At 73.5% G+C, this 23,042-nt stretch carries 20 protein-coding genes; 8 read left to right on the plus strand and 12 right to left on the minus strand.

The annotated features are described in order from the left end of the window. Nucleotides 1–10: 10 nt before the first annotated feature. From ACFYUS_RS21130 to ACFYUS_RS21150, 5 genes are all read right to left on the minus strand, one after another. Nucleotides 11–3,142, minus strand: coding sequence for an efflux RND transporter permease subunit (locus ACFYUS_RS21130; RefSeq protein ID WP_388854011.1), 3,132 nt, complete (start codon nucleotides 3,140–3,142; stop codon nucleotides 11–13). Between the two features lie 144 nt (nucleotides 3,143–3,286). Next, complete coding sequence (locus ACFYUS_RS21135) at nucleotides 3,287–3,976, minus strand: response regulator (RefSeq protein WP_388854013.1); 690 nt, start codon at nucleotides 3,974–3,976, stop codon at nucleotides 3,287–3,289. Then, entirely contained in the window at nucleotides 3,973–5,217 is a 1,245-nt protein-coding gene (locus tag ACFYUS_RS21140; protein ID WP_388854016.1) for a sensor histidine kinase, read from the minus strand. Before ACFYUS_RS21140 ends, ACFYUS_RS21135 begins: the two co-directional genes overlap by 4 nt. Before the next feature lie 64 nt (nucleotides 5,218–5,281). Further along, complete coding sequence (locus tag ACFYUS_RS21145) at nucleotides 5,282–5,560, minus strand: hypothetical protein (protein WP_388854019.1); 279 nt, start codon at nucleotides 5,558–5,560, stop codon at nucleotides 5,282–5,284. 19 nt (nucleotides 5,561–5,579) lie between these two features. Continuing rightward, on the minus strand, nucleotides 5,580–6,380 hold the full coding sequence (locus tag ACFYUS_RS21150) for a PspA/IM30 family protein (RefSeq protein ID WP_388854021.1): 801 nt from the start codon (nucleotides 6,378–6,380) through the stop codon (nucleotides 5,580–5,582). 272 nt (nucleotides 6,381–6,652) lie between these two features. Here ACFYUS_RS21150 and ACFYUS_RS21155 point away from each other — a divergent pair, with 272 nt between their 5' ends. From ACFYUS_RS21155 to ACFYUS_RS21165, 3 genes are all read left to right on the plus strand, one after another. After that, nucleotides 6,653–7,258, plus strand: coding sequence for a DUF3043 domain-containing protein (locus tag ACFYUS_RS21155; protein ID WP_388854024.1), 606 nt, complete (start codon nucleotides 6,653–6,655; stop codon nucleotides 7,256–7,258). A gap of 65 nt (nucleotides 7,259–7,323) precedes the next feature. After that, nucleotides 7,324–8,100, plus strand: a complete 777-nt coding sequence (locus ACFYUS_RS21160; protein ID WP_388854027.1) for a class I SAM-dependent methyltransferase — start codon at nucleotides 7,324–7,326, stop codon at nucleotides 8,098–8,100. A gap of 118 nt (nucleotides 8,101–8,218) precedes the next feature. After that, entirely contained in the window at nucleotides 8,219–9,313 is a 1,095-nt protein-coding gene (locus ACFYUS_RS21165; RefSeq protein ID WP_388854030.1) for a S1C family serine protease, read from the plus strand. A gap of 48 nt (nucleotides 9,314–9,361) precedes the next feature. Here the strand turns inward: ACFYUS_RS21165 and ACFYUS_RS21170 are convergent, their stop codons facing one another. Then, nucleotides 9,362–9,568 carry a hypothetical protein gene (locus ACFYUS_RS21170; RefSeq protein WP_388854034.1) on the minus strand — a complete coding sequence of 69 codons (207 nt, stop codon included), beginning with the start codon at nucleotides 9,566–9,568 and terminating at the stop codon, nucleotides 9,362–9,364. A 91-nt stretch (nucleotides 9,569–9,659) separates the two neighbouring features. Between ACFYUS_RS21170 and ACFYUS_RS21175 the strand changes: the two genes are divergently transcribed. From ACFYUS_RS21175 to ACFYUS_RS21190, 4 genes are all read left to right on the plus strand, one after another. Then, nucleotides 9,660–10,862, plus strand: coding sequence for a bifunctional adenosylcobinamide kinase/adenosylcobinamide-phosphate guanylyltransferase (locus ACFYUS_RS21175; protein WP_388854037.1), 1,203 nt, complete (start codon nucleotides 9,660–9,662; stop codon nucleotides 10,860–10,862). A gap of 49 nt (nucleotides 10,863–10,911) precedes the next feature. After that, entirely contained in the window at nucleotides 10,912–11,988 is a 1,077-nt protein-coding gene (gene cobT / locus ACFYUS_RS21180) for a nicotinate-nucleotide--dimethylbenzimidazole phosphoribosyltransferase (RefSeq protein WP_388854040.1), read from the plus strand. 103 nt (nucleotides 11,989–12,091) lie between these two features. After that, nucleotides 12,092–13,870, plus strand: a complete 1,779-nt coding sequence (locus ACFYUS_RS21185) for a phosphatidylglycerol lysyltransferase domain-containing protein (protein WP_388854043.1) — start codon at nucleotides 12,092–12,094, stop codon at nucleotides 13,868–13,870. Next, nucleotides 13,867–14,580: a hypothetical protein gene (locus tag ACFYUS_RS21190; protein WP_388854046.1), complete on the plus strand. Its 714-nt coding sequence runs from the start codon at nucleotides 13,867–13,869 to the stop codon at nucleotides 14,578–14,580. Before ACFYUS_RS21185 ends, ACFYUS_RS21190 begins: the two co-directional genes overlap by 4 nt. On the opposite strand, the gene ACFYUS_RS21195 is transcribed toward ACFYUS_RS21190, so the two are convergent. Further along, nucleotides 14,517–15,284, minus strand: coding sequence for a hypothetical protein (locus ACFYUS_RS21195; protein ID WP_388854049.1), 768 nt, complete (start codon nucleotides 15,282–15,284; stop codon nucleotides 14,517–14,519). The genes ACFYUS_RS21190 and ACFYUS_RS21195 overlap by 64 nt on opposite strands. Before the next feature lie 26 nt (nucleotides 15,285–15,310). On the opposite strand from ACFYUS_RS21195, the gene cobS reads away from it, so the two are divergent. Next, nucleotides 15,311–16,117: an adenosylcobinamide-GDP ribazoletransferase gene (gene cobS, locus ACFYUS_RS21200; RefSeq protein WP_388854051.1), complete on the plus strand. Its 807-nt coding sequence runs from the start codon at nucleotides 15,311–15,313 to the stop codon at nucleotides 16,115–16,117. On the opposite strand, the gene ACFYUS_RS21205 is transcribed toward cobS, so the two are convergent. From ACFYUS_RS21205 to ACFYUS_RS21225, 5 genes are read right to left on the minus strand one after another with little or no spacing between them, the layout of a single operon-like run. Continuing rightward, complete coding sequence (locus ACFYUS_RS21205) at nucleotides 16,114–16,908, minus strand: endo alpha-1,4 polygalactosaminidase (protein ID WP_388854054.1); 795 nt, start codon at nucleotides 16,906–16,908, stop codon at nucleotides 16,114–16,116. The two genes, cobS and ACFYUS_RS21205, sit on opposite strands and share 4 nt — an antisense overlap. Next, nucleotides 16,905–17,525 carry a spherulation-specific family 4 protein gene (locus ACFYUS_RS21210; protein WP_388854056.1) on the minus strand — a complete coding sequence of 207 codons (621 nt, stop codon included), beginning with the start codon at nucleotides 17,523–17,525 and terminating at the stop codon, nucleotides 16,905–16,907. Before ACFYUS_RS21210 ends, ACFYUS_RS21205 begins: the two co-directional genes overlap by 4 nt. Before the next feature lie 7 nt (nucleotides 17,526–17,532). Next, nucleotides 17,533–19,344: a hypothetical protein gene (locus ACFYUS_RS21215; protein WP_388854059.1), complete on the minus strand. Its 1,812-nt coding sequence runs from the start codon at nucleotides 19,342–19,344 to the stop codon at nucleotides 17,533–17,535. Beyond that, nucleotides 19,341–20,858 (minus strand): GT4 family glycosyltransferase PelF, encoded by a 1,518-nt coding sequence (pelF, locus tag ACFYUS_RS21220; protein ID WP_388854062.1) that lies wholly within the window; start codon nucleotides 20,856–20,858, stop codon nucleotides 19,341–19,343. Before pelF ends, ACFYUS_RS21215 begins: the two co-directional genes overlap by 4 nt. Nucleotides 20,859–20,891: 33 nt before the next feature. Then, nucleotides 20,892–23,000 (minus strand): hypothetical protein, encoded by a 2,109-nt coding sequence (locus ACFYUS_RS21225; RefSeq protein WP_388854065.1) that lies wholly within the window; start codon nucleotides 22,998–23,000, stop codon nucleotides 20,892–20,894. Between the last annotated feature and the right edge of the window lie 42 nt (nucleotides 23,001–23,042).

Here is a 23,042-nt window from a genome sequence, read left to right on the forward strand (position 1 = left end):
GCCGTACGGATCAGACCGCGGCCGGCTCCTTGGCCTGCGGCGGGACCGGGGCGTCGCCGCCCGCCTTCTTCTCCCGCTTCGCCGCCTTCTTCCGCGCACGCCGCTCCTTGCGGAGCTCCACCATCGCGTAGAGCGTCGGGACGAGGAGGAGGGTGAGCAGCGTCGAGGTGATCAGACCGCCGATCACCACCACGGCCAGCGGCTGGGCGATGAAGCCGCCGTCGCCGGTGACGCCGAGGGCCATCGGCAGCAGGGCGAAGATCGTCGCCAGGGCGGTCATCAGGATCGGGCGGAGCCGGTGCCGGCCGCCCTCGATCACCGCTTCGACGACGCCCAGGCCCTGCGCCCGGTACTGGTTGATCAGGTCGATCAGGACGATCGCGTTGGTGACGACGATGCCGATGAGCATCAGCATGCCGATCATCGCCGGGACGCCCATCGCCGTGCCGGTGGCCACGAGCAGGCCGATCGCCCCGGTCGCCGCGAACGGGATCGAGACCAGCAGGATCAGCGGCTGGATCAGCGACCTGAAGGTCGCCACCAGGAGCATGAAGACGATCGCGACGGCCGCGAGCATCGCCAGGAGCAGGTTGAGGAAGGCGTCGGACTGGTCCGCGGTGACGCCGCCGACGGTGGCGGTGGCGCCCTCCGGCAGGTCGAGCCCCTTGAGCTTCGTGTTCAGGGCGGCGCCCACCGCGCCGGTGTCGTCGCCGGCGGGCTTGGCCGTGATCGTCGCGGAGCGCGCGCCGTCGATCCGGGTCATCGAGACCGGGCCGGGGACCAGCTCGACGGTGGCGATGTCGCCCAGCTTCACCGGGCCGAGCGGCAGCGCCTTGAGCTCGGCCAGGGTGGTGGCCGGGTGCGCCGAGGTGATGAGGACGTCCCGCTCGGTGTCGTCGAGGATCGCCTTGGCGGCCGGGGTGCCCCGGACGGCCTGGGCGACGATCATGCCGAGCGAGTTGGTGTCGAAGCCGGCGTCGGCCGCCTTGGCGTTCGCCTTCACGGAGACGCGCGGGACGGACGTCGCGAGGTCGCTCTCGACGTCGGTGACGTCCTTCATCCCGGCCACCGCGGCCCGCACCTGCTCGGAGGCCTTCTCGAGGACCTCCGGGTCGGCGGCCTTGACGACCACGCTCAGGTTCTGGGAGCCGAAGCCGTCACCGGCGGCGATGGTGGTGTCGCCGATGCCGTCGAGGGCGTCGAGCCCCTTCCGGAGGGCGTCGCGGGTCTTCTCGTACGAGGCGGACTCCTCCAGGCTGACCTTGTACGAGGCCTGGTTGGAGCCGGTGCCGCCGCCGAAGGCCGCCATGAAGCCGGAGGAGCCGACCGTGACCTGGTAGTCCTTGACGCCCTCGGTCTTCGCGAGGACCTTCTCGACCTTCTTCGCGGCCTCGTCGGAGGCGCTCAGGCTGGTGCCGGGCGCCAGCTCCTGCCGGATGTTGAGCACCTGCTGCTCGCCGGGGTCGAAGAAGTTGGTCTTCAGGAGCCCGCCCATGCCGAAGGTGACGGCCAGGACGACGAGCGCGATGGCCAGGCTCAGGAGCCGGCGCCGGGTCGCGAAGCGCAGGACCGGCACGTACGCGCGCTGGAGACGGCTCTTCTCCTCCTTCTCCTCGGCGAGGCGGCGGGCCTCCGCCGCGTCCTGCGAGGTGCCCTTGGGCGCGCGCAGGAACCAGTACGAGAGGACCGGGACGACCGTCAGGGAGACGAGCAGCGAGGCGAGCAGGGCCGCCGTCACCGTCAGCGAGAAGGGGCCGAACATCTCGCCGACGATGCCGCCGACCAGACCGATCGGCAGGAAGACCGCGACGGTGGTGAGGGTCGAGGAGGTGACGGCGCCCGCCACCTCGCGGACCGCGGTGAGGATCGCGGCCTGGCGCTCCTCGCCGTAGCCGAGGTGGCGCTTGATGTTCTCCAGGACCACGATCGAGTCGTCGACGACCCGGCCGATGGCGATGGTGAGCGCGCCGAGCGTCAGCATGTTGAGCGAGAGGTCGCGGGTCCACAGCACGATGAGGGCGAGGACGACCGAGAGCGGGATGGAGACCGCGGTCACCAGCGTCGAGCGGATCGACGCCAGGAAGACCAGGATGACCAGGACGGCCATGACGAGGCCGAGCGAACCCTCGGTGGTCAGGCCGGAGACGGCCTTGGCGACGGCCGGGCCCTGGTCGGAGACGACGGTCAGTTCGGCGCCGGAGCCCAGGTCGCGGCGCAGGTCGGGAAGCTTCTTCTCGACGGCGTCGGAGATCGCGACGGCGCTGCCGTCCTTGTCCATGGTGGCCATGACGGCGAGGCTGGGCCGGCCGTTCGTACGGGTGAGGGAGACCCGCGGCGACTCCTCCTGGCGGACGGTGGCCACGTCACCGAGGCGGACCGCCTTCCCCTTGCCGGGAACGGCCGCCGGGATGCGCAGGTCCTCGATCTGCTCGAGCGAGGTGTAGCCGCCGCCGACCTGGATCGTGCGGGACTTCCCGCCCTCCGAGAAGGCGCCGGCCGGCATCGTGCCGCCGCCGGCGCGCAGCGCCTCGGCGAGCTTCATCGTGCTCAGGCCGGCCGCGGCGAGCTTGCGCTCGTCCGGGGTGACGGAGACCTGGAGGTCCTGGACGCCGTCGATCGACACCCGGCCGACGCCCTCGATGTCCTCCAGGGCGGGGACGACGGTCTTCTGCAGCTGGTCGGCGAGGGCCTGCGGGTCCTTGTCCGAGGCGGCGGCGAGGACGACGGTCGGCATGTCGTCCGTCGAGCCGGCGATCACCTGCGGGTCGACGGTGTCGGGCAGCTGGGCGCGGGCCCGGTTCACCGCCTGCTGGACGTCGGCGACGAGCTGCTTCGTCGACTCGTCGCCGTAGTCGAAGGAGGCCATGATGACGGCGCTGCCCTCGGAGGCGGTGGAGGTCACCGACTTCAGGCCGTCGACGGCCTTGAGGTTGTTCTCCAGCGGCTCGACGACCTGCTTCTCGACCACGTCGGGAGAGGCGCCCTGGTACGGGGCCAGGACCGACACCACGGGGAGCTCGATCGAGGGCAGCAACTGCTGCTTCAGCTGCGGGATCGCGATCGCGCCGAACACGATCGCGACGATGGACATCAGCCCGATCAGGGCCCGTTGCGCGAGGCTGAATCTGGACAGCCAGGACATGGGGTCTCTCTTCTGTGGCGTACTCGTCGGCAGGCGGGCACACCCTGGTACCCCCCACGTACACGATCAGCGATCCACGTCCGAAAGTCCTCGGCCCCCGGGTCCACTTCCTTATCCCGCGCATACCGCGTCTGGAGTACGCGCTCACTCCACCCGGGGGCGTACGAGACCCGACTCGTACGCCGTGACCACCAGCTGGGCCCGGTCGCGGGCGCCGAGCTTGGCCATGGTCCGGTTGACATGCGTCTTCACGGTGAGCGGACTGACGTCCAGCCGCTCGGCGATCTCGTCGTTGGAGAGGCCGCCCGCGACGAGGACGAGGACCTCGCGCTCCCGGGCGGTGAGCGCGGCGAGCCGCTCGGTGCGGGCGGCGACGCCCGCGTCCGGGGCGTCCGCGCCGGAGCCCTGCGCGAGGAAGGTGGCGATCAGCCCCTTGGTGGCGGCCGGGGAGAGCAGCGCCTCGCCGGCGTGCGCGATCCGGATCGCGCCGAGGAGCTCCTCCGGCTCGGCCCCCTTGCCGAGGAAACCCGAGGCGCCGGCGCGCAGCGACTCCACGACGTACTCGTCGACCTCGAACGTGGTCAGCATGACGATCCGCACGTCGGCGAGCCCGGGATCGGCGGTGATCATCCGGGTCGCGGCGAGGCCGTCGGTGCCCGGCATGCGGATGTCCATCAGGACGACGTCGGGCCGGGTGGCGCGGGCCAGCACGACCGCCTCGGCGCCGTCGGGCGCCTCCCCGACGACCTCCATGTCCGGCTCGGACTCCACCAGGACCTTGAAGGCGCTGCGGAGCAGGGCCTGGTCGTCGACGAGCAGTACGCGGATGGTCATGCGCGGTCCTCCCCCGTGCGGGACGTCACCGGCAGTATCGCCTGGACGCGGAAGCCGCCGCCGTAGCGGGGCGCCGCGGTGAGGGTGCCGCCGAGCGCGCCGACCCGCTCGCGCATCCCGAGCAGCCCGTGGCCGCCGACCGGGGGCAGCTCGCCGGCCTGGGGCGGGACGGTCCGGGGCCTGCCGTTGTCGAGGACGGTGATCTCGACCGTACGGCCCACCCGGACGACGCTCACCTCGGCCGCCGCGCCCGGACCCGCGTGCTTCCGCACGTTGGTCAGTGCCTCCTGCACGATGCGGTAGGCGGCGAGGTCGACGGTCGCCGGGAGCGTCAGGCCCTCGTCGGCGCGGGCCAGGGCGACCGGGAGCCCGGCCTTGCGGAAGCTGTCGAGCAGCCCGTCGAGGACGGCGAGGCCCGGGGCCGGCTCGGTGGGGGCCGCCGGGTCGCCGGACTGGCGCAGCAGGCCGACGGTGGCGCGCAGCTCGTCCAGGGCGGACCTGCTGGCCTCGCGGACGTGCGCGAGGGCCTCCTTCGCCTGGTCGGGGCGCTTGTCCATGACGTGGGCGGCGACCCCGGCCTGCACGTTCACCAGGGCGATGTGGTGGGCGACGACGTCGTGGAGGTCGCGGGCGATCCGCAGCCGCTCCTCGGCGACCCGCCGCCCGGCCTCCTCCTCGCGGGTCCGCTCGGCGCGCTCGGCCCGCTCCCGGATCGCGTCGACGAACGCCCTGCGGCTGCGGACGGCGTCCCCGGCCGCCGCCGCCATCCCCGTCCAGGCGAAGACGCCGAGGTTCTCCTGCGCGTACCAGTGCGTCGGCCCGAAGACCATCGCCGCGGCCGTCAGCACCGCCATCGTGACCAGACCGACCCGCCAGGTGGTGGGCCGGTCGGTGCGGGAGGCGACCGTGTACAGCGCGACGACGGCGCTCATCGCGATCGGCGCGGGCCGGTTGTCGTTGACCAGCTCGAAGAGGCTGATCGTGACGGTGAACGCGAGCACCGCGAAGGGGCTGCGCCGGCGCATCACCAGCGCGGCCGCCCCCGCGACCATGATCAGCACGCTCCACACGTGGGGCGTGTGATCCCCGAAGGTCGGCCCCTCCGGGCTGCCGTGCGGATTGGTGAAGGACCCGGCGATCATGCAGACGAGCGCGCCGAAGGCGATCGTCGCGTCGAAGGCCAGCGGATGCGTGCGGAACGTGTCGCGGAGGCGGGCGCAGGGGGTGCCGGTCGGGGTCACGGGACCACGGTACGGGGCCCCGCCGCGGGCGCCGCCCCGCCCGCACGGCGCGGGCGGGCCTGCGTCAGCCGGGGATGAGGCCGCCGTCGGAGAGCATGGACCGGACCTCCTCCAGGCTCGCGTCAGGAGCCGGGAGGATCAGTTCCGAGGGTTCCAGGGCGTCGTCGGGGAGCGGCGAGCCGAGGCGGCGGACGGCGTCGAGGAGGGCGTACAGCGTCCGCCGGAACCCTTCCTCGTCCCCCGCCTCCATCTCTTCGAGCAGCTCGTCGTCCAGCTCGTTCAGCTCGACGAAGCGGCTGTCGGCCAGCTTCCACTGGCCCTCCCCCATGATCCGTACGATCATGACGCGTCCTGTCTGTCGCCTACTTCTCGAAGCGCGGGTGGGACTGCTGCTGGCCCTGGCTCTGGTCCTGGTTCGTACCGGAGCCGCCCTCGATGGCCTGCTGCTGCGCCGAGGGGCCGCCGGCCAGCTCGGCCTTCATGCGCTGGAGCTCCAGCTCGACGTCCGTGCCGCCGGAGAGCCGGTCCAGCTCCGCCTGGATGTCGTCCTTGCCCAGACCCGACTGGTCGTCGAGCGCGCCCGAGGCGAGCAGCTCGTCGATCGCGCCGGCGCGCGCCTGGAGCTGGGCGGTCTTGTCCTCGGCCCGCTGGATCGCCAGGCCGACGTCGCTCATCTCCTCCGAGATGCCGGAGAAGGACTCGGCGATCCGGGTCTGCGCCTGGGCCGCCGTGTAGGTCGCCTTGATGGTCTCCTTCTTGGTGCGGAAGGCGTCCACCTTGGCCTGCAGGCGCTGGGCGGCGAGGGTGAGCTTCTCCTCCTCGCCCTGCAGCGTCTGGTGCTGCACCTCCAGGTCGCTGACCTGCTGCTGGAGCGCGGCCCGCCGGGACAGCGCCTCGCGCGCCAGGTCCTCGCGGCCGAGCGCCAGCGCCTTGCGGCCCTGGTCCTCCAGCTTGGCGGACTGGCCCTGCAGCTGGTTCAGCTGGAGTTCGAGCCGCTTGCGGGAGGTGGCGACGTCGGCGACGCCCCGCCGGACCTTCTGCAGCAGCTCCAGCTGCTTCTGGTAGGAGTAATCGAGCGTCTCGCGCGGATCCTCGGCCCGGTCAAGGGCCTTGTTCGCCTTCGCGCGGAAGATCATCCCCATACGCTTCATGACACCGCTCATGGGCTTCGCGCGCCCCCTTCTGACGGACTCGGCTCCAGCTCTTCGACAGGATCCACAGTACGGTCCCTGTCTCCATTACCGCACTGTTCGGAGCGGGATGCGCTCCTCCCCAAGGACGACTGTGCACGGCACCGGCTCCCGCGCAGGGAGTAGAAGGATCTCGGGGAGACCCCGTGCCGTCCCGTGTACGTACGGTCCAAGACGCAGTCCGTTAGCGGATCGTTCCCGCCCCGCATGGGGTTCATGCCCGCCACCCCGTACCCTTGGGTTTTGTGTTCCGTAGCCGTTCGAAGGACGAGAAGGCCCCCACCGACAAGGTGACGGCGGACCTCTCCACCAAGCAGCCCCGCGACCCCGAGGCCCCCAAGGGCCGCCCGACTCCGAAGCGGAGCGAGGCGCAGTCCCAGCGCCGTCGTGCCGCGACGGTGCCGACCGACCGCAAGGAGGCCTCCAAGCGCCAGCGCGAGGCACGCCGCTCGGACCTGGCCCGGCAGCGCGAGGCGCTGGCCAACGGCGACGAGCGTTACCTGCCCGCCCGCGACAAGGGTCCGGTCCGCCGCTTCGTGCGCGACTTCGTCGACTCCCGGTTCGCGATCGCCGAGTTCTTCCTGCCGATGGCCGTGGTGATCCTCGTGCTGTCGGTGTTCGGCAACTCGAACAGGGCGCTGCAGAACATCTCCCTGCTGCTCTGGCTCGGTGTGATCGTCCTGATCGTCATCGACTCGATCGGCATCTGGATCCGTCTGCGGAAGCAGCTCAACCAGCGCTTCCCGAACGAGCCGAAGCGCGGCGCCATCGCCTACGGCCTGATGCGCACGCTCCAGATGCGCCGACTGCGTCTGCCGAAGCCGCAGGTCAAGCGCGGAGAGCGGCCCTGAGCGCCGACAGCTCGGAGTTCGACGGGCGCGCGTTCGGCGAGGCCACGTCGGAGTCGGGCGGCCCCGTGCTGCCCGTCGTCGCCCACTGGCCCGCCGGTCCCGGCGGGCTGCGCGACACCATCCGGCAGGAGATCGTCGCCCGTCAGCTCGACGAGCAGATAACCGGCCGCTACCCGGTGGGGCAGCGGCTGCGGATCCTCGACGCGGGCATGGGGCAGGGCACCCAGGCCCTGCGGCTCGCCCGCGCCGGGCACACCGTGACCGGTCTGGAGGCCGACCCCGACCTCCTGAAGGCGGCCCGTGAGTCGCTGTCGACGGAGCCCGCCGGGATCCGCGAGCGGGTCCGGATGATCGAGGGCGACGGGCGCGAGACCGGGGTGCACTTCCTGCCCGGCAGTTTCGACGTGGTCCTCTGCCACGGCGTGCTCATGTACGCGGACGAGCCCGACGCGCTGCTCGCCGGCCTGGCCCGGATGCTGGCCCCCGGCGGCCTGCTGTCCCTGGTGGTGCGGAACGCGGAGGCCCTGTCCATGCGGCCGGGGCTCGCCGGGGACTGGTCGGGCGCGCTCGCCGCCTTCGACTCGGACGTCTACACCGACGACAACGGCGTGAAGGTGCGGGCCGACCGGCTCGACGCGCTCACGACGACGCTGGCGGGGATCGCGGCGCCGCTGCACGCCTGGTACGGAGTGCGGGTCTTCACGGACGACGTCCCCGCCGACGCGGGCCTGCCCGCCGCCGAGGAGCTGGAGCGGCTGCTCGCCGCCGAGGACCGGGCGGGGCGCACGGAGCCGTACCGGCGGATCGCGGCGCTGCTGCATCTGTGCGGGGTACGGGGCTGAGACCGGCCCGGCCGGACGTGCGGGGTACGGGACCGAGGCCGGTTCCGCCGGTGGGCGCGCGCCCCTGATCGGGTGCGCTCGCCGGGCCGGGGGCGGGATGGAACCGGATACTCCGGACATGGACGTATCCCGTGGCCATGCCCGTATCCGCGCCCGTGTCCGTACCCGCCGTGTCCTTCTCCCGCTCACCGCCGGGGCCTGCGCCGTCGCGCTCGCCGGCGGCTGCTCCTCCTCCGGCGGGGACGCGTCCACCCCGAAGCGCTCCACCCAGGCGGCGGCGCCGCTCGTCTCCAACGAGCTCCAGGACGACTACCAGGCCGTCATCAGGAACGTCCTGCCGTCGGTCGTGCAGATCGACGCGTCGAACAGCCTCGGCTCCGGGGTCGTCTACGACACCCAGGGGCACATCGTCACCAACGCGCACGTGGTCGGCCAGGAGAAGACCTTCAAGGTCGCGGCCGCCACCGGCGGGCAGACCGTCACGGCGCGGCTCGTCTCCTCGTACCCCGAGCAGGACCTCGCGGTGCTCAAGCTGGACAGCGTGCCGCAGGGGCTGAAGGCCGCGAAGTTCGGCGACTCCGCCGCCGTCGACATGGGACAGATCGTGCTCGCGATGGGCTCCCCGCTGGGCCTGTCCGGCAGCGTGACCCAGGGCATCGTCTCGGCGACCGGCCGGACGGTCAGCGAGGGGCAGGACGGCGGCGGCACCGGCGCGACCATCGCGAACATGGTCCAGACGTCGGCCGCCATCAACCCCGGGAACAGCGGGGGCGCCCTGGTGAACCTCGACAGCGAGGTCATCGGCATCCCGACGCTCGCCGCCACCAATCCCGAGCTCGGCGGCGGCTCGGCGCCCGGCATCGGCTTCGCGATCCCCGCCTCGATGGTGCGGACGGTCGCGGACCAGATCATCAGGACCGGCAAGGTGACCGACTCGGGCCGGGCCGCCCTCGACATCACCGGCCGTACGGTCCTCGACGCCAACTACGATCCGGCGGGCGTCGCCGTGGTCGAGGCGCCGGCGGACGGGGCGGCCGGAAAGGCGGGCCTCAAGCCCGGCGACATCATCGTCCGCCTCGGCGACACCGACATCACGACGATCACCTCGCTGTCGGAGGCGCTGGCGGGGATGAAGCCGGGGGACAAGGTGACGGTGGAGTACGTCCGGGGCGGCACGACGCACAAGACCGAGGTCACGCTCGGCGAGATCTAGCCCCCGCGCCGCACCGGCGGAACGGGGGCCCACAACAGCCGGGGGCTCTCAGCCCTCCGCGTCGAGGGGCATCGGGCCGTAGATCTTGGTGCCGTCCTCGGAGAGGGTGACCTGGTCGGCGCCGCCGCCGAGGAGGTCACGCCAGTGCTCGCCGATCCAGCTCTCGGCGTCGCCCTGGGTGGGGAACTCCTCGGGGGTCACCACCGGCTCGACCTCGGTGCCGTCGGCCTTCTCGAACCGCCACGTCCATGCCATGCAAGCCTCCTGGAGCCCACCGGATGATCGGTTTCCTGCCCGCAGCGTAGCCGGGCGCGCACGCCTTGCGGTGGCGCGGGAGGATCTGAGGGTGGAACTGACTCTGCTCGGCACCGGCGCCCCCCTCGGGCTCCCCCGCCCCGACTGCCCCTGCGCCGTGTGCGCGCTGTCCCGTGGGAAGCGCGCGAGGGCCGCGACCTCGCTGCTCGTGGACGGGGCCCTGTTGCTCGATCTGACCCCCGGGGCCGCGCTCGCGGCGGCCCGGTCGGGGCACTCGTTGGTGGGAGTGCGGCAGGTGCTGCTGACGCATCCGCACGACGGGCCGGCGGTGGAGGTGCCCGCGGGGCTGCCGACCGCCGTGCGGGTGCCGGACGGGCGGGAGCTGACGCTGATCAGCGGGCACCGGGTGCGGGCGGTGTCGATGGACGCCCCCGGGACGGGGTACGAGGTGACCTCGGCCGACGGGGAGCGGTTGCTGTACCTGCCGCCGGGGGGCGCGCCCGCGGGGATCGGGGACGAGCACCGGGCGCCGTACGACATGGTCGTCGCCGATGTCACCGGGCGGCCGGACGGGCTGGCCCGGCTGCGGGCGGCCGGGGAGGTCGGCCCGGCCACCGAGGTGATCGCGGTGCACCTGGACCACGACGCGCCGACGGGCGCCGAGTTGGACCGGCGGCTCGCGGCGGCGGGGGCGCGGACGGTGCCGGACGGGACGACGCTGTACGTCGGCGACTACCACGAGGTGCCGGACGTGCCCCGGCGGACCCTGGTGACGGGCGGGGCCCGGTCGGGGAAGTCGGTGGAGGCCGAGCGGCGTCTGGAGACCTTCCCCGAGGTGCTGTACGTGGCGACGGGCGGGACGCGGGAGGGCGACCCGGAGTGGGCCGAGCGGGTGGGGCTGCACCGGGAGCGGCGGCCGGGTTCGTGGCGTACGGCCGAGACCTGTGAGCTGGTGCCGCTGCTCGCGGAGGACGGTCCGGCGCTGCTGGTCGACTGTCTGTCGCTGTGGCTGACGGACGCCATGGACCGGGTGGGCGCCTGGGACGACGAGCGGTGGCGGGACGGCGGGCAGGCGGCGCTGCGGGAGCGGACGGCGGAGCTGGTGGCGGCGGTGCGGGCGACGGGCCGGACGCTCGTGGCGGTGACGAACGAGGTGGGTTCGGGGGTGGTGCCGGCCACGGCGGCGGGGCGCCGCTTCCGGGACGAGCTGGGGCGGCTGAACGCGGCCTTCGCGGACGAGTGCGAGGAGGTCGTCCTCGTGGTCGCGGGGCAGGCGCTGGTGCTGCGCGGGTAGGGTTCCGATCGCTGATGGACCTCGCTGACGTGATCACTGGGCGGAACCCTTGAACCTGGACGATTTCTCCGATCTGATCGAGCGCCCCGACGGCGGGATACGGCGTGACGCCGAGGAGCGCCGGGAGCGGCTGACCGTGCCGCCGGGGGCGCTGGGCCGGCTCGACGAGCTGGGCGAGTGGCTGTCGGCGGCGCAGGCCTCGGTCAAGGTGCGGGCGATCGAGCAGCCGAAGGTCGTGCTGTTCGCGGGCGACCACGGGGTGGCCTCGCTCGACGTGTCGGGCCGGGCGGCGGGCACGGCGCACGAGCTGGTGCGCGCGGTGCTCGACGGGGTGAGCCCGGTGGCCGTGCTCGCCCGCTCGATGAACGTGCCGGTGCGGGTCGTGGACGCCGGTCTGGACTGCGAGCCGGAGCTGCTGCCCGCCGAGGTCGTGCGGCACCGGGTGCGGCGCGGCACGGGCCGGATCGACGTGGAGGACGCGCTGACGGCCGAGGAGACCGAGGCGGCGGTCCGGCTCGGGATCGCGATCGCCGACGAGGAGGCGGACTCGGGCACCGATCTGGTGGTGCTCGGGGACCTGAGCGTCGGCGGCACGACCCCGGCGTCGACGCTGGTCGCGGCGCTGTGCGGGACGGACGCCTCGGTGGTGACCGGCCGGGGCGGTGCCGGGATCGACGATCTGGCGTGGATGCGCAAGTGCGCGGCGATCCGGGACGCGCTGCGGCGGGCCCGGCCGGTCCTGGGCGATCAGCTGGAGCTGCTCGCGGCGGTCGGCGGGGCGGACCTGGCGGCGATGACCGGTTTCCTGCTGCAGGCCTCGGTGCGGCGGATGCCGGTGATCCTGGACGGTGTGGTGGGCGCGGCCTGTGCGCTGGTGGCGCAGCGGGCGGCGTTCCGGGCGCCGGACTGGTGGCTGGCGGGTCAGGTGAGCGGGGAGCCGGCGCAGGCGAAGGCCTTCGACCGGATGGCGCTCAACCCTCTGCTCGACCACGGCGTCCATGTGGGTGAGGGAACCGGGGCATTGCTCGCACTTCCCCTCGTTCAGGCCGCGGCGGCGTTCGCGGCGGAGCTGCCCGAGCGTCCGGATCCGACCACTCCGGGCGTCGACGGCGCCGACGTGGCCTGAGTCCGGGGGAAGGGACGACCGCTCGGGGCGGCCGCGCGCGACGCGCGCGTGGCCGCCTCCGGCGTCTCCGTGCGACAAGCACTGCCCCATATGATCGCTTTTCATGGGAGAAGTCCGTTTGTCTGCCGAAGCAGCGCCCCGGAGCGCCACCCCCCGGGGCAGCACCGCCCGTTCGCGGCGCAGTGCGGCGTTCGCCGTCTGGTACCTGCGCGTCGTCACGTTCATCAATTTCCTGAGCGCCGTCTGGGTCTCGTTCGGGCAGGACCTGCGCCGCCACAACGAGGACAACTACTTCACCCCCTACCTGCTCACCGCGGGCTTCGCCTCGGGCGTCTTCACCCTCTTCCTGGCGATCACCATGCGGCGCCGCAAGCGGGCCGCGTGGATCCTGAACTTCGTGCTCAGCGGGCTCTTCCTGCTGCTCTTCGTCCTCGTGATGTTCTTCCCCGAGATCCGGCAGCACGCCCAGAACTGGATCTCGCTGGGCCTCACCGCCCTGTTCGTGCTCGCGCTGCTGCTCGGCCGCGAGGAGTTCTACGCGAAGGGCGACCGCTCCAACCCGAAGCTGGCGGCGGGGGTGGCGGTCGGCGGGCTGCTCGTCACCTCGCTGCTCGCCGCCGTCCTGGTGACCGTCACCAACGAGTCCACCGGCCACTCCACCTTCCTGGACCGCTGGAAGTACGGCCTGCTGCGCCTGGTCACCCTGGCCTCGGACGACTCCGGCTTCACCGGGATCCACCCCCCGGGCTGGGTCGACGTCACCATCAACGTGATGTCCACGCTGCTGCTCTTCGCGGTGCTCTTCGCCGCCTTCCGCTCCCGGCGGGCCGTCGACCCGCTGACCGAGGAGGACGAGGAGCGGCTGCGGATCCTGCTCGACAAGCAGGGCGAGCGCGACTCGCTGGGCTACTTCGCGCTGCGCCGCGAGAAGAGCGTCGTGTGGTCGCCGAGCGAGAAGGCGGCCATCGCCTACCGGGTGGTCGGCGGGGTCTCGCTCGCCTCCGGCGACCCGATCGGCGACCCCGAGGCCTGGCCGGGCGCCATCGAGCCCTGGCTCGCCGAGGCCCGCGAGCACGGCTGGATCCCGGCGGTCATGGGCGCGAGCGAGGAGGCCGGGGTCATCTACGCCCGGCACGGCCTGGACGCCCTGGAGCTGGGCGACGAGGCGATCGTGGAGACCGACGAGTTCACGCTCGACGGGCGGGCCATGCGGACGGTCCGGCAGGCCTTCAACCGGGTGAAGCGGGCCGGATACGAGGTCCGGATCCGGCGCCACGAGGACATCCCCGCCGAGGAGATGGCCGTACTGCTGCGCAAGGCGGACGACTGGCGGGACGGCGCCACCGAGCGCGGCTTCTCGATGGCCCTCGGCCGGCTCGGCGACCCCCGGGACGGCAGGTGCGTGATGCTGGAGTGCACCGACGAGCGGGGCGAGCTGCGGGCCGTGCTGTCCTTCGTCCCCTGGGGGCCGCAGGGGCTCTCGCTGGATCTGATGCGCCGCGACCGGGACTCCGAGAACGGCCTGATGGAGTTCATGGTCATCGAACTCCTGCAGCGCGCCAAGGAGATCGGGATCACTCAGGTCTCGCTCAACTTCGCGATGTTCAGATCGGTCTTCGAACGTGGCTCGAAGCTCGGGGCGGGACCCGTGCTGCGCATGTGGCGTTCGCTGCTCAGCTTCTTCTCCCGCTGGTGGCAGATCGAGTCGCTGTACCGCGCCAACGCCAAGTACCGACCGATCTGGGAGCCCCGATTCATGCTCTTCGAGAAAAGTGCGGACCTGCTGCGGATCGGCCTCGCCGCCGGTCGCGCCGAGGGCTTCCTGGAGGCCCCCGGGCTGCCGAAGTGGCTGCACCGCAGACATCTGGAGAGCGGCCGTTGAGCCGCGCCGTCCGGGAGTTCGCCCGCCGCGAGTGGGGGTCGCTGTTCACCACCGTACGGACGGCGCTCGTCACGAAGAGGTGGCATGCGGTGCCGATGACGCTGGCCGCCGTCTGCCTCACCGCCCTGTTCCAGATCGTGCAGAACCAGGACTGGGGCTATCAGCCGGTCCAGGACATCGGCTCCGTACGGGCCGAGGACCCCCTGTGGCTGTCGCTGCTGCGGACCCCGCTCTCGCTGTTCGTCCCCGCGCTCGACCTGCCCGTGTGGGGCGCCCTCGCGCAGGTCCTGCTGGTCTTCGGGATCGCCGAGATCTGCCTCGGGCGGGGGCGGACGCTCACCGTCGCCTATCTGGCGACGCTGGCCGGCACGCTCTACGCGCGCGTGGGCATCGCGCTCGGCCCGGACAGCCCCTTCGGGCTGCCCGCCTCCGACGCGCAGGTCGTCGACACCGGGCCGTCGGCGGCGGTCGTCGGGCTCGCCGTCTACGTCTGCTGGCGCCACCGGGCGTACTGGACCGGCGGGCTCGTGGTCGTGGCGATGGCCGTCGAGGTGATGGTCAAGGCGAACCTGGCGGGCAAGGAGCACCTCGCGGCGATCGCCGCCGTCCTCGTCCTGATCGCGGTCCAGGCCCGGCGCGGGCGCCGTCAGGACGGCGGCGTCGAGCCGCGCCCGGGCACCCGCTCCTGGAAGCCGCCGATCAGGTCCTGAAAGCGGCGCCGGACCTTGGTCCAGCGCTTGTCGTGACGGTACGTACGGAGCCGGGAGCGGGCCCTGGCCCGGTGGCGGCGCCGGTAGAGGCGCCGGGACCACCAGGAGCCGGGGCGGGCCAGCCGGACGGCGCCGACGATCGCCACGAACGGGACCAGGGTCCCGATCACGGCCATCCGGACCTTCCCCTTCACCAGGGTCACCAGGACGAGCAGGAAGTTCAGCGCGATGCTGAGGATGAAGGTGGTCCGGTCCTGGCGCTCCTCCGGCGTCACGTCGTTGACGCCGAGCGGCGAGAAACCGCTCAGGGCGAGCAGGACCAGGGCCGCGGTCAGCACGACCACCTCGACGCTCTTGCGGCCGTCGTCCGACCAGTACACGTCGTCGAGGTGGAGGATGAGCGCGAACTCGTCCAGGACGAGCCCGGCGCCGATCCCGAAGACGACGGCGAAGACGGCCCCGCCGACGCCGTGCCGGTCGCTGGCCACCGCGCCGAATCCGCCGAGGACGGTGAGGACCACGCCCGGCACGACGTGATGGATGTGGAGGCCTCCGGAGGAGACGTTCCGGAAGGGTCCCTTCCCCGCCCGGATGAGCCGGGTCACCATGCGGGTGACCAGGAATGTCAGGACGAAGGAGGTCAGAGCGAGCAGCAGCGGGAGCTTGCCCGGCTCGACGATGTTGCGGGAGAACCAGTGACCCATGCCACCCCCTTCCGATTTGCGCGGGTATGCGCAATCTACCGTCCGGGGGCGGCCATTACCCTGCCCGGATGGACGGCCTGCGTTTCGCCTTCGGGACCCTCACCGTGTTCCCCGCCCGCATCACCCGCTGGGACCGGGACGCGGCGCGCGCCGGCATGGTCTGCGCCCCGCTCGCGGGCCTGGTCGTCGGGCTCTGCTCCGCCGCGGCCGGCGGTCTCTTCCTGCTGCTCGGCGCGGGACCGCTGCTCGCGGCCGTCGTCACCACCGCGGTCCCCGCCCTGCTCACCCGGGGCCTGCACCTCGACGGCCTCGCGGACACCGCCGACGGCCTCGGCAGCGCCAAGCCGGCCGAGGACGCGCTGCGCATCATGAAGCAGTCGGACATCGGCCCGTTCGGCGTCATCACCCTGGTCCTCGTCCTGCTCGCCCAGGTCGCCGCGCTGTACGAGCTGTACGGGGAGGGCTGGGCGCACGGCGTCCTCGCCGCCGCCCTCGCCGCGACCGTGGCCCGGCTCGCCCTCACCCACGCGTCCCGCCAGGGTGTCCCGGCGGCCCGCCCGGAGGGCCTCGGCGCGATCGTCGCGGCGACCGTCCCGACGCGCTCCGCCACCTGCGCGACCGCCGCCGTCCTGACCCTCTGCGCCGCGGCGGGCCTCCTGCTCTCCCCCTACGACGCCGTCCGCGGCGTCCTGGCGGCCGGCGCGGGCCTCGGCGCGGCGGCGCTGCTGCTCCGCCGGTGCGTGCGGCGCTTCGGCGGGGTGACGGGCGACGTGTTCGGCGCGCTGGAGGAGACGGCGGCGACGGTGGCGCTGGTCGCGCTGACGCTGGGCTAGCAGGGCTCGCGCCAGGCGTCCAGCTCGTACTTCTTCCGCATGGAGCTGAGGCCCAGCTTCCGGGCCCGGGGGCAGAACCTCCCCGTCGTCAGCTCGTACTCGACGTGGAAGACGGCCTTGCCCGCCGCGACGAACGGGGCGAGGCTGCCGCACTCGTCGTACTCCGCGCACTGCTCGTTGACCGCGAAGTCGAAGTCCGGGAGCAGTTGCGGGATCTGGTCCAGGTCGTTCTTGAGGCCGACCGCGAGGCCCCGGTCGTGGGCCATGCCGGCGATGAGCCGGTTGTAGCGGAGCTGGTCGGCGGCGGTGAGGGGGAAGCCGGTGCGGTTCTTGTAGCCGTCCATGTTGTCGGGCTCGACGGCGTCGAAGCCCTTGTCCCGGCACATGTCGAGGCGCTTCGCCATGAGCGGTCCGAGGAGGTCGGTGCGGCGGATGTCGAGCCAGCGCTCGCCCTCCCAGCCGTTGCCCTTGCCGAGGAGGGCCTTCGGGAACCGGTCGGCGTCGGGGCGGAAGTCCTCCCAGGCACCGGTGGACAGGTAGCAGACGACCTTGCGGCCGCGGCGGTGGAGGTCGGCGACGGTCGCGGCCGGGTGGTCGAAGCCGTCGATGTCGTACACCGGGACGTCGACGGCCGGGTCGAGCCGGCCGCTGAGCTGCCACTGCCAGGCGAGGCCGGGGGCGGGCCGCCAGCGCCCCTCCCCGGTGCTCTTCGGGTCGGGACCGGGGGCCGCCGTACAGGCCGTGGCGAGGAGCAGCATCCCCACGAGCAGCGGCAGCGCGGGTCGTCTCATCGGGCGGGCTCCAGGAGGTGCGGCAGGGTGCCCCAGGGGTGCGCGCCCGTGCCGGGGACGGCGCAGTGCACCGGGGTGTCCGGCCGGAAGCCGGCGGGGGCCGCGTAGACGAGGTGGCAGTAGTGGGCGGCGACCGGCAGGTCCAGGGTCCGGTACGTGTCCCAGGGGCCCTCGAAGGTGACGAGGAGGTCGGCCTGGGCCTCGTAGCCGGGGTCCGGGTGGGCGCCGTGGTTGAAGACGAGGGTCGCGGCCCCGGCGGCCCGGGCGGCGACCGCGATGCGGCGGTAGTGGGCGAGGGCGGCGGGCGCGGTCGCCACCTGGTCCAGGAAGGCGCCGTCGGCTCCGTACCAGTCGCGGTGGCGGACCAGTTCGGCGACGACCTCGGTGTGCGGGCGGCGCCCGTAGGCGGTGTCCACGTAGCCGAGGACCCGGACGCCGGCCGCCCGCAGCCGCCCGGCGGCCTCGGCGAACGCCGGGTCGGGCGCCTCGCCGGCGCCGCTCGCCGGGTTGAGGACGACGCCGTACAGGGAGGGCGCCGCGTCGACGAGCGCCGACCAGGCCGCGGGGCGTTCGGCCGGGTGCTCGTAGTACGGCACCAGAAGGGAGGGGATGGTCATGACACCTCTAGGCGCGGTGGGCGGTCGGTCGTACGAGGAGGGCACAGGTCAGGGCGGCGAGCACCGCCGCCGCTCCCCCGGTGGCCACCGGGCCCGCCACCGGTTCCACGGTCTGGGCCGCCGCGGCGAGCAGGCAGACGGTGGCGGCGCTGAGCACCGCGCCGAAGGCCTGGAGCAGCAGGCCGAGCCAGAGCACGGTCCCGATGAGGAGCAGGGTGAGCAGGCGCGGGAGCGTCGGCCAGGGCGCCCCCGGCCAGGCCAGGGTCGCGGTGAGGGCGAGGGCGAGGAGGACGGTCAGGTAGCCGCCGAGGCAGAGCACGAGGGTCCCGGTGACCGCCCGGCGGAACTCGCGGGCGGTGGAGAGGGTCCGCAGCCGCGTCAGGCTCTCGCCCCGGAACCGGTGCAGCAGCCATTCGGCGGGCCCCATGGAGAGCGTGAGCGCGATGACCGCCCCCGCCCCGCTGACCAGGGTGCCGCCCACGCCCGCGTGCAGGACGAGCAGCCCGCTGCCGAGGCCGAAGAAGCCGTACGGGAGGGAGGCCGAGCGCGGAGGCCCGCCCCGCCCCGCCGCGCTCCGGCGCACCCCCGGGCGGAGGACCAGCGCGGCGAGGACGACGGACGCCGCGAGGGAGGCCAGGAGCAGGGCGGCGCGCAGCACGTCCGGCAGGTCCCAGCGGAGGGCCGGGAAGGCCCCGGTCAGCGGCAGCAGGGCACCGAGCAGGGCCCGCTCGCGGCCCAGGACCAGGAGCACGGTCGCGGCGGCGAGGTAGAGCGACTGCCCGGCGGCGAAGACCGCGGCGGGGATCTCGCCGGGCGCGGCGGTCGCCAGAGCGACGACCGCCCCCGCGAGGGCGCCGGCCGGGGCGCCCATGAACAGTGCGCGGGCGGCGGCGGGCCGGTCACCGAGGCCCAGCCAGGTGTACGCCCGGTGCGAGAGGGCCTGGTTCCACATCCAGCCGGTGAGCGCCCCCGCGAGCAGCGGAACGGTCCCGGCCGGAAGCCCGAACCGCCCGTGCGCCCCCACGAGCAGCGGCGCCGCGAGGACGTACGCGAGACCGGGCAGCGTGAAGACGAACCCCCGCAGCAGACATCCCGCGAGCTCTCCGTACCAGGCGCCCCCGGACGGCGCCACCGGTTCGGGGTGGCGCCGCTCCACGCGCGCGTAGAGGTCCTCGGCGAGGGAGAACGAGTCCGCCCGGCCGTAGGTCAGCCGGATGTGCTCGTCGGTCATCCCGTCCGACTCCAGGATCGCGGCGATCTCGTCCGGGTGCACGGCAGCGGCCACGAACCCGTCGAGCCGCCGGGCGAGCTCGTCGAGCGGATCGGCGGCGAGGTCGCCTCCGGCGGGGGGCGGGGTGGGCTCGGCCGGAGCCGGAGACCCGGCGGGGCCCCCGGGCCGGGCGGAGCCGGCCGGGTGGGGGGCGTCGGCCGGGGTGTGCTCGACCCGTGGCCCGGCGGGGCCGACCGGACGGGTGCCGACCGGACGGGTGCCGTCGGCGGGGGGCGGAGGCCCGGCGGGGCCGACCGGGCTGATGCCGTCGGTCGGCACCGGAAGCCGGGCGGGGCCCCCGGGTCGGGCGGAGCCGGCCGGGGGTGGCGCCCCGGTGGAGCCGGCCGGACGGGTGCCGTCGGCCGGAGCCGGAGGCCCGGCGGGGTCCCCGGGTCGGGTGGAGCCGGCCGGGTGGGGGGTGGGGGCCGGGGGTGGTGTGCCGGTCTGGGTGGTGGTGCGTCCTGCGGGGGCCTCCCGTCGGGGGCGGGGGATCCCCGGGAGGGGGGTGGCGCCCGTCGTGGGGCGTTTCAGCCAGAGGGAGCCGCTCATGCCGGGGTGCCTCCTGCGACGAGGGCCGGGGAGGTGCGGCGCGGGGAGGGGATGCGCAGGCGGAGGGGTTGCCGGGGGGCCGGGTGGGTGCCCGCCAGTTCGCGGTAGATGCGGCGGAAGCCGTCGACGGAGCGGTGGAGGGTGAACTCGTCGATGACGCGCTGCCGGGCCTGGCGGCCGAGTTCGGCGCGGCGGGCGTCGTCGCGGAGGAGCGCGGAGGCGGCGGCGGCCATGACGGCCGGCTCGCGGGGCGGGACGACGATGCCGGCGTCGCCGACGGCCTCCCGTACGCCTCCGACGTCCGTGGAGACGGTGGCGCGGCCGCAGGACATGGCCTCGATGAGGGAGAAGGGGAAGCCTTCGCTGATGGAGGAGAGCATGACGACGCTTCCGGCGGCGTAGGCCGAGGGGACGTCGCTGATCCGGCCCTCGAAGGAGATGCCGTCGGCGACGCCCAGTTCGGCGGCGAGTTTCTCCAGGAGGGTGCGGTAGTCCTCGTTGCCGGCGGGGACCGGGCCGAACAACCGGAGCCTGAGCTCGGGGAGTTCGGCGCGGCAGATCGCGTACGCCCGGATCAGGGTCTCCAGGTCCTTGATGGGGTCGACGCGGCCGCACCAGCTGAGGGTGGGGGTCTCGGGTTCGGGTCCGGCCTCGGGGAAGAGGGCCGGGTCGACGCCGTTGTAGACGGTGCGGATGCGGTCGGTGGGGGCTCCGCCGCGCTCCTCCCAGCGCCGGTTGTACCGGTTGCAGGGGGTGATGAGGTCGGCCTTGCGGTAGCCGAGGGTGTTGAGCTCGCGGTAGAAGCCGAGCATGAGGGCCTTGACCGGCCAGCGTTGCGCTTCGGTGCGGTAGCCGAGGTAGCGCTCGCGGAGGTAGATGCCGTGTTCGGTGAGCAGGAAGGGCACCCCTTCGAAGTGCTGCGCGGCGAGGGCGGGCAGTGTGGCGAGACCGCTGGAGACCGCGTGCGCCACGCCGCCGGTGGATATCCGGGCGGCGAGCGGGCGCAGGGCGTGTTCCAGGAGGTCGGTGGCGGTGAGCGCGTCGTGGACGGTGGGCCGGGCCGCGAGGGTGGGCAGGTGCGGCATGGTCCAGATCCACATGAGGGAGCGCAGGGCCTGCTCGGAGCGGAGGGCGGCGGTCAGCCGTCCCTGCCGGGCGAGGGAGGCCAGTTCGTACAGGCTCGCGCCGAAGTCCCGCCCCGCCTCGGGGTCGAGGAGGGAGAGCAGGAGCCCTTCGTACGCGTCGAGGAAGCGGCGGCGTTCGCGCCCCCGCAGGGGCCGGCGCACGGCCGGGCCCTGCGGAGGTCCCCACAGGGGGTACGCGGTGTGCCGGGTGACGTTGGGCGGCAGTTCCCAGGTGACGGGTTCTCGGCCGCTGCCGGTGAGGGCGAGGATCTCGAAGTCGACCTCCGGCATGCCGCGGACGAGCTGGTCGCACCAGGTGCTGACGCCGCCGTGGACATGCGGGTAGGTGCCTTCGGTGAGCATGGTGACGTGACGGCCACTGCTCGGCATGAGCGGGTTCCCCCCAGGACGTGCGGGTCGGCGTCAGGCGGTCGGGAGCGTGAGGGTGACGGCGGTCTGGAGCAGTTCGGGCGTGGTCCAGGCGGAGCGGCCGCCGGCGTAGGCGGTGCCGAAGGCGGTGGTGCCGAGCAGGAGGTTCTTGCGGGTGCCTTCGGGGGCGGTGACGGGCACGGTGACGCCGGAGGGCGCCTTGACGGTGACCGTGGTGCCGATGCGGTAGGCGGTGACCTTTCCGGCGGCGAGGGCCTGGTCCCAGGCGGAGCGACGGTCCAGTTCGGTGCCGACGTCCTTCTGGGCCGGGTTCACGAGGGGCGTGTTCGCGGCGAACAGGGCCCGGTAGTCGGCGAGTACGCGGTCGAGGACGGGGTAGAGGAGCCGCTCCTCGGCGAGGTTGGACTGGTGCACGTAGTGCGGCCGGGGGTCGTTGCCCAGGACGTGGGAGAGGGCGGTGCGGGCCTCCTGCGGCACGATGTGGTCGGCGTAGCCGGTGGCCGTGGGGAGCGGGGCGGGCAGGCAGGTGGAGGCCGGGTTGGACTCGCAGATGCCGCTGCCGCCGTCGGCGCGGGAGGTGTAGATCCAGTTGTACTCATCGGTCATCTCGGCGGCGGTGCCCACGTTGTAGTACACGTTCATCGGGTGGCGGGGCACGGTCTTCGCGCCGCCGGTCCCGACGGCGCGCTGCTGGGGCTCGCGGGAGGCGTCGCTCGCGGTCCACTTCACGCCGTTGTCGGCGAGGGCGCCGGCGAGGGCGGGATTGTCGACGGGCTGCTGGGGCAGGGTCCTGAGGCCGGAGTGTTCGCCGGTGACGAGTTCGGAGCGGTCGACGGAGATGCCCTTGCCGACGGCCCAGTTGTAGTTGTCGCGGATCTGGCCGGAGACCTCGGAGCGGCTGACCCAGAGGGTGTTCCCCGCGGTGTCCTTGGCGCACTGCCAGGGGACGACGGCGTTGTCCTGGACGCAGCCGAGGAAGGGATGGGTGTAGGTGTGGTTGATCCACCGGTACTGGGCGCGGTCGGCGACGAGCCGGTCGGTGAGCGCGTCGGTGCCGCCGTGCTCGGTCTTCCACTGCTCGCCCTGGCCGCCGTTGTAGACCATGTCGAGGGTGAAGCCGGAGGCCTTCTGCCAGGCGGCGGCGTACTGGGCGTCGGCGGCCGTCATGCGGATCGGGTTCGCGCCCTCTCCGTCGTCCCCGACGCAGTCGAAGTCGCCGGGGGTGCAGTTGAGCGCGGGGTCCCAGCGGGCGTCGGGGGCGAAGACGTCGTCGACGTGGACGGAGAGGTAGTTGCGGCTCCGGCCGAGGTGGACGCCCTGGGTGAGCCAGTCGACGATGCCGCGGGCGAGGGCCCGGAACTGCCGCTGGTACTGGTTGTAGGCGAAGGTGACGACGAGTTCGCGGCGCCCGTCGGCGGCGTACTCGCCGACGAGGCTGGCCCGGCCGCCGCCGACGCCGTCGACGGGGATGTCGACGTAGCTGGTGTAGCCGGTGCGGGGGCGGCCCGCGTAGCCGTAACTCTCGGCGATCGAGGGGTCGTTGTCCTCGAAGGAGAGCGTCCCGGCGAGGTACTTGAAGGGGCCCGCCTGTCCGGCGGCGGTGACGCCGGCCCGGCGGCCGTCGAGGACTCCGGACCAGCCGCCCTGGTCGGTGTAGTCGAGGCCGACGCCGGGGTGCGCCCAGGTGTAGGCGTCGACCTGCGGGATCCCGAAGGTCCGCTCGTACGCGTGGAGGGCGGTGGCCTCGGCGGAGTCGGGGCCGAAGGCGCTCTCGTGGGGCAGGACGACGCCCTGGTACTTGGCGCGGGGGCGCCCGTCGACCGTGTCGCTGAGGAAGGCGGTGTCGACGACCGGGCGGTTCGGGTCGGTGAGGTCGACCGTGCGGTACGGGACGCCGGAGCCCTTCAGTTCCGCGGTGATCGCCCCGACCGCGGTGCCGCCGTCGTCGACGACGAGGACGGTGAGGTCGACGCGGGGCGCCGTCGCGGCGACCGCCTGCGCGGACGGGACGACGGTGGCGAGCAGCCCGGCGGCGGCGAGGGCCGCGATCCTTCCCGTACGAGGGCCGGTACGGGGTGCGGTGCGGGCTTCGCGGGCGGTGCGGGGCGCGGTTCTGGGCGTACGGATTCGGCCGGAGTCCATGGCGGGTGTCCCCCCTCGACGGGTCCCGTCGATATCGGCGGA

This window comes from Streptomyces sp. NPDC004284 (assembly GCF_042874035.1).
Classification (GTDB): domain Bacteria; phylum Actinomycetota; class Actinomycetes; order Streptomycetales; family Streptomycetaceae; genus Streptomyces.